Origin of the sequence: Prosthecobacter sp., assembly GCF_044378005.1 — a bacterium.
GTDB lineage: Bacteria > Verrucomicrobiota > Verrucomicrobiia > Verrucomicrobiales > Verrucomicrobiaceae > Prosthecobacter.
The window spans coordinates 1-5078 of record NZ_JBILYB010000247.1; the positions used below are offsets into that span (position 1 = coordinate 1).

General features: G+C 59.0%; 4 protein-coding genes and 1 pseudogene. 2 read left to right on the forward strand and 3 right to left on the reverse strand.

Annotated elements, in window-relative coordinates; genetic code table 11:
- A pseudogene (locus AC6FTP_RS25370) lies at window positions 1-100 on the reverse strand (chromosome segregation protein ScpA); the annotation flags it as partial.
- A 412-nt stretch (window positions 101-512) separates the two neighbouring features.
- On the opposite strand from AC6FTP_RS25370, the gene AC6FTP_RS25375 reads away from it, so the two are divergent.
- Window positions 513-1682, forward strand: a complete 1170-nt coding sequence (locus AC6FTP_RS25375; protein ID WP_497209695.1) for a class I SAM-dependent rRNA methyltransferase — start codon at window positions 513-515, stop codon at window positions 1680-1682.
- On the opposite strand, the gene AC6FTP_RS25380 is transcribed toward AC6FTP_RS25375, so the two are convergent.
- Both AC6FTP_RS25380 and metK read right to left on the reverse strand, forming a co-directional pair.
- Window positions 1683-2981, reverse strand: coding sequence for a sulfatase-like hydrolase/transferase (locus tag AC6FTP_RS25380; RefSeq protein ID WP_497209696.1), 1299 nt, complete (start codon window positions 2979-2981; stop codon window positions 1683-1685).
- 94 nt (window positions 2982-3075) lie between these two features.
- Entirely contained in the window at window positions 3076-4296 is a 1221-nt protein-coding gene (gene metK, locus AC6FTP_RS25385; protein ID WP_497209697.1) for a methionine adenosyltransferase, read from the reverse strand.
- Between the two features lie 264 nt (window positions 4297-4560).
- On the opposite strand from metK, the gene hisG reads away from it, so the two are divergent.
- A partial coding sequence (hisG, locus tag AC6FTP_RS25390) for an ATP phosphoribosyltransferase (RefSeq protein ID WP_497209698.1) occupies window positions 4561-5078 on the forward strand: 518 nt, incomplete at its 3' end.

The following is a 5078-nucleotide window of genomic DNA, read 5'->3' on the forward strand; positions in this document are numbered from 1 at the left end:
CGTCATAGATGTCGATCTCATCCTTTTTGATGAGATAAAGAAGGAGGTCGAGGGGGCCCTCGAAAATCTCCAGTTTCACTTTGTAATCCTTGTCGTCCACCCGCCGAGCTAGACCGGGATGAAGGGGGAAGCGAGAGGAAAATCATTTCAGCACCTGCGACTGCCCGGCCGCAGAGAAACCCTCAATACACTCGACTTCGGTGGTGATGGCTCAACCTCGGCGAGGGAGGTCTTGGGTGAGGAGTAGCCGTTCCGGAGTCCACCGAAAGCCTCCTTAGCTGACTGGGTTTACGCATCAAATCGGCAACTGAATGTCAATCATTGCCTCAGTTACAGGATTTACAGGGTGAACAAGATTTTTCAGACCTGTTAATCATGCCAATCATGCCAATCATGTCAATCCTGTAGCAAAAAGCCCTATTTCATTTTGATGCCTAAGCCCTGCTGAACCGACAAGCTTCACGCCTTCTCATTTGCCCCGCAGCCCAAGCACCGCTAAACGCTGCCCTCCCATGTCCACGCTCACCATCCAACCCCGCGCCCGCATCTTTCACGGTCACGTCTGGGTTTACGCCACCGAGATCAAAGCCCGCCTCGGCGATCCCCAGCCCGGTGATGTGGTGCAGCTCCAGGATGCGCGTGGCAAACCGATGGGCAGCGCCATCTACAATCCGAAGTCCCAGATCAGCGCCCGCCTCTTTTCCTACCGCCGCCAGGACCTGGACCTCGATTTCTTCACGCGGCGCATCGAGCGCGCACTTCGTGTGCGTGAGGCTGCCGGACTGGATGTCCGCCTTTGCCGCGTTGTCTGGAGTGAGTCCGATGGCATCCCCGGCGTGATCATCGACCGCTATGGCGACTGTCTCGTGCTGCAAACGCTGACGCTGGCCATGGACATGCGGCAGGATTTGATCGTGCAGGCGCTGCAAACCATCTTCAATCCCACCTGCATCGTGCAGCGCAATGAGGGCAATGTGCGCAAGGCCGAGGGGCTGGAATTGATCAAAGGACCGGTCTTTGGTGATGCTCCTGAACCCTTCGTGGTGCGCCATGAAGGCAGCGCCTTCCATGTCGATCCCGTGGATGGGCAGAAGACGGGCCTGTATCTGGACCAACTCGATAACTATCAGCATGTCTCCAAACTCGCCAAAGGTCGCCGCGTGCTCGACTGCTTTACCAACCAGGGCGGCTTTGCCCAGGCTTGTGCGCTGGCCGGTGCCACAGAAGTCACCGCCGTGGACATCAGCGAGCCCGCCATCGCCATCGCCGAAAAGAATGCTGCCATCTCCGGCGCGCAGGTGAAGTTCATCGCCGCGAACTGCTTTGATTTCCTCAAGCACCAGGAATCCAGCGGTGCCACCTACGATCTCATCATCCTTGACCCGCCCTCCTTCACCAAGTCCAAGGCGACCGTGAACGATGCGATGCGCGGCTACAAAGAAATCCATCTGCGCGCCTTAAAAATGCTCCAACCCGGCGGTATCATGGCCACGTTCAGTTGCAGCCATCATGTCAGCCGTGGTGAGTTCCACGCCAGCATCGAAGACGCCGCCGTGGATGCGCGCAAGACGCTGCGCCGCGTCACCACCTTCACCCAGCGCCCGGATCACCCGATCCTCGCCACGATCCCTGAAACGGAATACCTTACCGGCTATGCCTATGAGGTCATCGCCTCGTGGTGATCAGGCGGCCTTCGCCTTGCCCTTCTTCTTTTTCTTCTTGCCGGGCTTCTTGCCATCGCCGCCGTCAGTTTTGCCTGCGGCGGGATTTAGGTCGGCGAGCACGGCGGTGAGGCGGGCGCGGGCGGTTTTGCTGGCCTCGGTGTCCGCAGCGGCGGCGACGGGTTTTTCGGTGAAGGGGGCATCACTCATGTCGAAGAGTTCGCTGGCTTCGTTCATCTTCCATCCGGCTTCGCGGACGAACCATTTGTTGCCAAGCTGAACATAGGCCCACTGACGTGGTGTGCCTTTTTCGCCGCGAAGTTGCGCAGCGTGGCTGATGCCGTCGATTTTTACGCCTTCGGGCAGTCTGCCGCCGCCGAGTTCGGTGAAGGTGGGCAGCACATCGGCGATGCTGACGATGTCATTGCTCACTTTGCCCGCTGGCGTCACGCCGGGCCAACTGGCGATGTAGGGCACGCGGGAGCCGCCTTCGAGCATGCTGGCTTTTTTGCCATTGAGCATGCGACCGCCGATGGTGCTAGGATAGCTGAGCGCGGTGCCGTTGTCGGCGGAGAAAATGATCAGCGTTTTCTCACGCAGGCCGAGCTTTTCGACCTCAGCGACGATGCCGCCGACTTGCTTGTCCATGTAGGCGATGTTGTCTTCGTAGAGGTCGCTGCCTTCCTTCGTGTCCGGCGTGCGGAGGATGGGGCCGTGGACGAGGTGCATGGCGTAGTAGAGAAAGAAGGGCTTCTCTTTGTTTCGCGTGATGAAGTCGATGCTGAATGCATGGATGATGTCCGGGTTATAGACTTCCTTGTCGGTTTTGATCTGCTCGCCGTTCTTTTCGTAGCTGTCCTTCCAAAACCAGCCGCCAGCAGTCGGGTCAGTGACGTATTCGTCGAATCCCCAATCACGCGGTGTCTCGCCGACCTGCCGCCACTTACCTGCCTGAGCCGTGGCGTAGCCGCTTTGCTTCAAAAGCCGTGCGACAGACGGTTCGTCGGCCGATTTGGCCCCCGGGCCGCCATTGCGCCAAGACCCATTGCCGATGCCACCGGTGCGGAAGGCGTAACGACCCGTCATGAGCAGGCAACGCGACGGTCCGCACAACGGCGCAGCATAGCAGGTCGTGAACCGCGTGCCGGAGGCGGCGAGCTTGTCGATGTTCGGCGTCTTGTGTTTGTCGGAACCGTAGCAGCCCACGCCATCGAGGCCGAGATCGTCGGCGTAGATGAGGATGATGTTTGGTTTGGCCGCATCCGCTGCGAACGCGGGGAGGCTAAGACAAGCGAGCACGAAGAAAGTCAGGAGTTTCATGGCCGCGTGAAACGTGGGTGGGGTGCGCACCTTTCGTGCAAACAAAAAGCCGCGCAGGTTTCCCCGCGCGGCTTCGTGATTTTGTGGCTTCGAATTACTTCGCGGCCTTCTTGAGCGCCTCGGCCTTGTTGGTGATTTCCCAGGTGATGTCTGGATCGTCGATCTTGCCGAAGTGACCGTAGTTGGTGGTTTTCGAGTAGATCGGGCGGAGTAGGTTGAGCTGCTTGACGATGTCGGCGGGCTTGAAGGAGAAGACCTTCAAGACGGCGTCGAGGATCTTGCCGTCGTCGATGGTGCCGGTGCCGAAGGTGTCGATGTGGACGCTCACAGGCAGGGGATGACCGATGGCGTAGGCGAACTGAACTTCGCACTTCGAGGCGAGGCCGGAGGCGACGACGTTCTTCGCAACCCAGCGGCCCATGTAGGCGGCGCTGCGATCCACTTTGGACGGGTCTTTGCCGGAGAAGGCACCACCGCCGTGACGGCCCATGCCGCCGTAGCTATCGACGATGATTTTACGACCCGTGAGACCGCTGTCGCCCTGAGGGCCGCCGACGACGAATTTGCCCGTTGGGTTGATGAGATACTCGGTGTCCTTGGTGAGCATGCTTTTTGGCAGGACTTTCTTGATGACCTGCTCGATGCAGAATTTTTCGATCTCGGCGTGACTCACGTCCGCAGCGTGCTGCGTGGAGATGACGACGTTGACGATGCGGGTTGGCTTGCCATCGACGTATTCGACGGAGACCTGGCTCTTCGCGTCCGGGCGCAGCCACTTGGCGAGCTTGCCGGCTTTGCGGATGCGGGTCAGCTCACGACCAAGGCGATGAGCAAACATGATCGGCGCGGGCATGAGCTCAGGCGTTTCATCGCAGGCATAACCAAACATGATGCCCTGGTCGCCAGCGCCTTGTTCGCCGTGCTTTTTACCTTCGGCTTCTGCGGCGTCAACACCCTGAGCGATGTCGGGACTCTGGATGGTGAGGTAGTTGTTGATGAAGATCTGGTCGGCGTGAAAGACGTCGTCCACATTGGTGTAACCGATGCCACGGACAGCCTCACGGATGATCTGGCCGACGTTGATGACTTCATCAATGGGCTTGGTGGTGCCGAGCTTCTTGTTCTGGAGCTTCGGGATGGTGATCTCACCACCGACGACGACGACATTGCTCTTCACGAAGGTTTCGCAGGCGACGCGGCTTTTCAGGTCGATCTTGAGGCAGGCGTCGAGGATGGCGTCGGAGATGGTATCGGCAACTTTGTCAGGATGGCCTTCGCCGACGGACTCGGACGAGAAGATGTAAGAGCTGGACATGGAGGTGGTCGTTTGGGTTATATATGGACGAATCATGATTTGTTGATGCGTCCGGCAGTGCGGAGAGTATTCCCCAAAGCGAGGGCGTCAACCGGGGTTTTCGGGTCTTAATGGCCTGTGGCGGCCTGAAAAATGGCTGCTTTGCGAGGAAGTCCCGCCGAAGGGGCTGCGAGAGGAACTATTCAAGAAGCGGGTGAGTTGACCTGAAATTCCCCTCGCCAGCCGAAAAAAAGCCGCTAGGATTCGCGCCCCCTTCCCCCGACCATGTCCGAACCCAAGAATATTCTCCGCCTTGGACTGCCCAAAGGCAGCCTGCAGGAGCCAACGCTCGAATTGTTCAAGCGTGCGGGGTTCAACATCGTCGTTTCATCCCGATCCTACCGTCCTGCAGTGGACGACGCGGAACTGGAACTCCGATTGCTGCGAGCGCAGGAGATCGGACGTTATGTGGATCATGGTTTCCTGGACTGCGGCATCACCGGCCGTGACTGGATCGTGGAAAACGGCGCGGATGTCGAGGTCATCACCGACCTGCGCTACAGCAAGGCGACCTCCTGGCCCACGCGTTGGGTGCTGGTGGTGCCAAACGACTCGCCCGTGCAAAGCGTGAAAGACTTGCAGGGCAAGCGCATCGCCACCGAGGCGGTCGAGATGACCAAGAAGTACCTCGCGAAGCACGGTGTGGAAGCCGAGGTGGAATTTAGCTGGGGTGCCACCGAAGTGAAAGTGCCGGAGATGGTCGATGCCATCGTGGACATCACGGAAACCGGCTCGTCCCTGCG